The organism is Halorubrum sp. AJ67 (assembly GCF_000513435.1).
Genome location: NZ_CBVY010000016.1, coordinates 56,540 through 62,133 on the forward strand (window position 1 = coordinate 56,540; position 5,594 = coordinate 62,133).

General features: G+C 67.6%; 4 protein-coding genes. 1 reads left to right on the forward strand and 3 read right to left on the reverse strand.

The genetic code is table 11. The features are described 5' to 3' along the window. Positions 1-2,713, reverse strand: a 2,713-nt coding sequence (locus tag BN903_RS12135) for an FAD-binding and (Fe-S)-binding domain-containing protein (protein ID WP_048077972.1), incomplete at its 3' end; no start/stop codon positions are given. A 134-nt stretch (positions 2,714-2,847) separates the two neighbouring features. Between BN903_RS12135 and BN903_RS12140 the strand changes: the two genes are divergently transcribed. After that, positions 2,848-3,207 carry a VOC family protein gene (locus tag BN903_RS12140; RefSeq protein WP_048077973.1) on the forward strand — a complete coding sequence of 120 codons (360 nt, stop codon included), beginning with the start codon at positions 2,848-2,850 and terminating at the stop codon, positions 3,205-3,207. Positions 3,208-3,762: 555 nt separating this feature from the next. Here the strand turns inward: BN903_RS12140 and BN903_RS12145 are convergent. Both BN903_RS12145 and BN903_RS12150 read right to left on the reverse strand, forming a co-directional pair. Beyond that, complete coding sequence (locus tag BN903_RS12145) at positions 3,763-4,674, reverse strand: CoA ester lyase (protein WP_048077974.1); 912 nt, start codon at positions 4,672-4,674, stop codon at positions 3,763-3,765. Between the two features lie 104 nt (positions 4,675-4,778). Beyond that, positions 4,779-5,579: an ABC transporter permease gene (locus BN903_RS12150; RefSeq protein ID WP_048077975.1), complete on the reverse strand. Its 801-nt coding sequence runs from the start codon at positions 5,577-5,579 to the stop codon at positions 4,779-4,781. Positions 5,580-5,594: the final 15 nt, after the last annotated feature.

The following is a 5,594-nucleotide window of genomic DNA, read 5'->3' on the forward strand; positions in this document are numbered from 1 at the left end:
ACTCCGCGGGCGCGTCGAACGCCAGCCGCTCGTCGACGCGGCCGGCGTCGAGGTACTCCAACACGCCGTAGGCGGCGGCCGACACCGCCTCGACGTCGTCGCCGTCGAGGAGGTCTAAGTACTCGTCTTGAAACATCACCGCGTCCGAGGGCTCGACGAAGACCACCGACTGGCCGTCGCGGACCCGGGGCGCGAGCCGCTCGACGTTGGTCGCGGCGCGCTTGCGGGCGTCGTCGAGGAACCCCGTCGAGAACGCCGCCCGACCGGAGGGAGCCAGATCGTCGGGTACCTCCACGCGGACGTTCGCGGCCTCCAGCACCGAGACGGCCGCCTTCCCGGCCGCCGGGTAGCTGTAGTTCGTGTAGGTGTCCGGGAACAGCGCGACCGTGTCGACCGCCTCGGCGGGGGCGACCGTCGAGCCGCCGCGCGCCGCGAACCACTCCTCGAAGCTCTCGGAACGGAACGTCGGCAGCTCGCGGTCGGGCGCGATCCCCGCCACCGCGTCCATCACCTTGCGAGCGCCGGGGATCTTCGTCGCCGCGTTCGAGATCGGCGCGAGCGTGCTCCCCAGCGCGGAGAACCGGTCGATGTCCCGGAAGATCCGCTCGCGGAGTCCCGACCCCTCCTCCTCGTGGTGTTCGTGTTTCACCTCGGCTTTGAGCTTCGCGAGGTCGACGCCGGTCGGGCAGTCGCTTTTGCACCCCTTACAGCCGACACAGAGGCCGAGCACCTCCTCTTGGAAGCGGTCGGAGTGGATCTCGTCGTCGTCCAGCTCGCCGCTGATGGCGGCCCGGAGCATGTTCGCGCGCCCCCGGGTCGCCTGTATCTCCTCCTCGGAGGCGCGGTAGGTCGGACACATCACGCCGGAGTCCGTCTCCCGACAGGTGCCGCAGCCGTTACACAGCTCGACGAGATGGGAGAACCCGCCCTCGTCGTCGAAGTCAAGCGTCGTCTGCGGCTCGATCGACTCGTACGCGGGGCCGTACCGGAGGTTCTCGCGCATGTCCGTGTCGGCCGCGGTGTCGGGGTAGCCGCGCTCGGCGGCGGTGTCGCCGTCGACGTAGACGACCTTCCCAGGGTTCATCCGCCAGTCGGGGTCGAACGTCGACTTGAGCTCCTGGAACGCGCTCCACAGGTCCTCGCCGTACATCTTCGGGTTGAACTCGGTGCGCGCGAGCCCGTCGCCGTGCTCGCCGGAGAACGCGCCGTGATGCTCCAACACGAGGTCGGTGACGTCCTCGGAGATGGAGTGCATCTTCTCGACGCCCTCATCCTCTTTGAGCGAGAGTATCGGCCGGATGTGGAGCGTGCCGCTCCCGGCGTGCGCGAAGTAGGCGGCCGAGGTGTCGTGGTTCTCCAGCACGTCCTCGAACTGCCCGACGTACTCGGCCAGCTCCTCGGGCGGCACGGTCGCGTCCTCGATGAACGGGTACGGCTTCGGGTCGCCGCGCATGCTCATCAACAGCGGGATGGCAGCCTTTCGGAGCTTCCAGAGGTCTTCCTGGTCCTCGTCGGTGTACGCCTCCAGCACGTCGAAGGCGTCGCCCTCGTCGACGAAGTGGGCGGTCGTGTCCGCGATCGCCGCCTCGAAGTCGTCGACCAGCTCCGAGTCCCACTCCAGCATGAGCGCCGCGGCCGCCCGGTCCGGGATCGGCTCGGCGTACTGCGCGAACTCCTGTGACCCGGCCGCCAGCGAGAACACCTCGTCGTCCATCAGCTCGACCGCGCTCACGGGGAACTCTAGGGCCTCGGGCACGGCCTTCATCGCGTCGACCAGCGAGTCGAACGTGTACAGCGCGAGCGCCGTCTCCTCGGGCCGGGTGACGAGCGACACCTCGGCCTCGACGACCGTGCCGAGCGTGCCCTCCGCGCCGACGAACAGCTTCGAGAGGTTGATAACCTCCTCGCCGTCGTCGTTCTCGTAGATCACCTTGTGGAGGTTGTACCCGGAGACGGAGCGCTTGAGGTTCGGATACTTCTCGTCGATCTGCGCTCGGTTGTCCTCGACGAGCGCCCGCGTCGTCTCGTAGAGGGACGCCTCCAAGTCGTCGCCCGAGACGATCGCCTCGTACTCCGGGGAGTCGAGGACGACCTCGCGGGTCTCGATCAGCGAGCCGTCCGCGAGCACGACCGTCAGCTCCTCCGTGTACGCGTCCGTGATCCCGTACCGCACCGAGTGCGCCCCGGTGGAGTTGTTGCCGATTCCGCCGACGACGGTCGCCCGCGCGGAGGAGGCCGGGTCGGGCGCGAACTTCAGCCCGTCCTCGGCGAGGCGGTCGTCGAGGTGGTCCTGAACGACGCCGGGCTGGACCACTGCCCGCCGGTCGTCGGGGCGGACCTCCAGAATCTCGTCCATGTGCGTGGAGAAGTCCAACACCACGCAGCCCGGCCCGACGGTCTGTCCGCCCAGCGAGGAGCCGGCCCCCCGCGGGATGACCGGGACACCGTGGTCGGCGGCGACTTCCATCGCGGCCTGAACGTCCGCGACCGAGCGCGGGATCACGACCCCGGCCGGTCGCGCCTGATAGATGCTCCCGTCCGTCGCGTACAGCACCTGCGCGTACTCGTCGAACTGGACCTCTCCCGCGACCCGCTCGCGGAGGTCCGATGCCAGGTCCCGATAAGCGGCCACGTCCGGCCGGTCGTGACCGAGCGCGGCCGCGGACGTGTCCAGGTCCGGCGTGTCGCTCCCCCACGTGGGTTCGGTTGCCATAGTGTGATCCGGGGCAAGCGAGAGAATAAAACCTTTGTTAATGATAATTTTGCGAGGCGATCCGGTTCCGGTCACCGTCGCCGTGCGGCCGTCTCCCGCCGGGATTTAACCCGTCTCCCCGAGAGGCGGGTACCATGGAGATACTCCACACGTGTCTCAACGTGGCCGACGCGGACCGGACGGCGGACTGGTACGTCGAACAGCTCGGGTTCGAGCGCTCCTGGGAGTTCACGACCGCGGACGGTGACACGCGGAACGTCTACGTCGCGGACGACGCCGGCGTCGAGTTTCAGCTCTCCGACACGGACGGCGAGGAGCCGAGCGACGACGGCGACCGGTACGACCACGTCGCGGTCGACGTCGACGAGGCGTTCGAGTCGATCGACCACCACGGCGTCGTGAAGGAGCCGGGCGACCAGCCCGAGGCCGGCGCGCGCACCGCGTTCGTGAAAGACCCCGACGGGCACGCGGTCGAACTGATCGAGCCGCTTTAATCGGAACTGGCGAACGACGAGCGATTTCGGGAGTACGTATCGCGCGTCGATTGATCGGTTGTTTATAAGTGGCTAAGTGGTGTCGCTGTCGGCTATCTATAAGTGAACGACGATTCGGCGAAGGCCTCCAAAGCCCCAGCCGTGAGGCGGGCGCACGCTCGCTGCGCTCCTCGTCACTCGCTTCGCTCGTTCCTGCGGTGCTTACGTTGCCTGCGCCCGCCTCACGGCTGCCCCTTTGAGTCCCACCCGATCGCAACCGCACAGCACCTCACACCTCCCCAGCCTCGTCGGTCGCCTCCACTTCGCTCCGGCGACCGACTCCCTCGCGCGGTGCTCCTCGCGGCCGCCTTCGGCGGCACGCTCGGAGGCACGCGCCACCGCATTATTCTTTATAGACGGTCCTCGTCGTCGCTCAGATCTTTTTAAATGTACGCTCACCGACTCGGGTTTATAGTACGCACCCCCGCCGTCGTCCAGAGCACGACCGCTCTAAGACTGAGTCGGCGCAAAAAAATCGGTGTATCAGCGGGACGCGGGTCGAACGGTCGAGACCGATTACAGGATGCCGGCGGCCTCGGCCTTCTCGACGATGTCTTGGGCCATCTTGTTGGTCGCCTCGTCGACCATCTGGCCGTCGACGCTCACCGCGCCCTTGCCCTCCTCCATCGCCTCGGCGTAGGCGTCGACGATGCGCTTGGCGCGCTCGGCCGTCTCCGGGTCCGGCGCGAACACTTCGTTGCCGATCTCGATCTGCGAGGGGTGGATCGCCCACTTACCGTCGCAGCCGATCATGTTGGCGTTGCTCGCGGACTCGCGGAACCCGTCGGGGTCCTCGATGTCCGCGTACGGGCCGTCGAGACAGGGGAGGCCGGCCGACTTCGCCGCGGAGTTACACTCCGAGAGCGCGTGGTGCCAGTAGTGGCCGGGGTACTCGGGGAACTGCCCGATGTCGAGTCCGGGCGTCCCCATCGCGGCCGAGTAGTCGCCGGGTCCGAAGATGATAGAGGAGAGGCGATCGGAGGCGTGGGCGATCTCGTGGACGTTGTGGATCCCCTCGCCGTCCTCGATCTGGGGTTCGAGCCCGATCGCGCCGACCTCCAGCCCGTTGTTCTCCTCGACCTGCGCGAGGAGGTTCTCGACGGTGTGAACGTCGCTGGCGGACTTGACCTTCGGGACGATGATGTCGTCGATGTACTCGCCCGCCTCGCCGACGACGGTGATCACGTCGTCGTACCACCACTTGGTGTCGATTCCGTTCATACGGAAGCTGAGGACCTTGTCGCTCCAGTCCTCCTCGCGGGCGGCCTCGATCAGCGGCTCGCGCGCGGCCGGCTTCGCGTCGGGCGCGACCGAGTCCTCTAAGTCGAGGAAGACCTCGTCGGCGTCGCTGTCGGCGGCCGAATGCATCATCTTCTCGTCGCTCGCGGGCGTCGCTAGCTGCGTCCGACGAAGGGTGACGTCAGTCATGTGTGACAGGTCTATCACCCTTATCCATGAAAATAAAGCTACCCCAGTCGGGGTTTTTACAGGGAGTCGATCCCGAGTTAACATCCGGAGCCGGCGGCGGCGGATCAGTAGTCACCGAGCACGCCCAACCGCCGCGCTCGCCGGGTAGCGAGCTGGAACACGAGGTAGCCGCCGAGCAGGTAGCCGACCGCCACGGCGACGAGCAGCCCCAGATCGGCGAGCGGAAACTCCCAGAGTCGGATCCCGTCGACCATCGCGCGCTGGAGCATGGCGCTCCCGTGCGCCAGCGGCAGCACGCGCGTCCACGGCAGGTCGAAGACGGGCGCGGAGATCAGCGCGACGAAGCCGAACTGGAGGAGGTTGAGCCAGTTGCCGATCCGCTTGTACAGCACCGTCACCCCGCCCGCGGCGAAGCCGAGTCCGAGGACCGAGACGATCGACAGCCCCGCGACGGCGACCACCGTCACCGGCGCGAGGCTGAGCCGCGTCCCGGTCGCGAGGAGCATGGCCGCGAGGATCACCGCGCTCGTGAGGAACGTCCGCACCACCTTCGCGACCCCTTTCAACAGCGCGACGGGCGCGAAGCCGAACGGGGTGGTGATGTGCCGCTCTAAGGTCCCCCACTGGACCTCGCTGCCGATGTCGTTCGACACCGAGGAGTACGCGCCCACCGACAGCGTCCACAGGAAGTAGCCGACGACGATCCCCTCGATCGAGTCCGTCAGCGCCTGCCCCGCGAGCAGCTGCCCGCCGAGGAACAGCGCGGCGAAGAAGAACAGCGAGACCACGATCCCCCCGATCGCGTTGGCCGGGTAGCGCACGAAGATGAGGAACTCCCGGTACAGCACGGCCCGCGCAAGATGGTAGTAGGTGGCCGGCCGCGGCTCGTCCTCGTCTCCACTCACGAGGAGTCACCGCCG

Excerpts from the sequence above, each read along its gene's own strand:
- BN903_RS12140 (WP_048077973.1), top strand. The coding sequence starts at position 2,848 with ATGGAGATACTCCACACGTGTCTCAACGTGGCCGACGCGGACCGGACG.
- BN903_RS12145 (WP_048077974.1), bottom strand. The coding sequence starts at position 4,674 with ATGACTGACGTCACCCTTCGTCGGACGCAGCTAGCGACGCCCGCGAGC.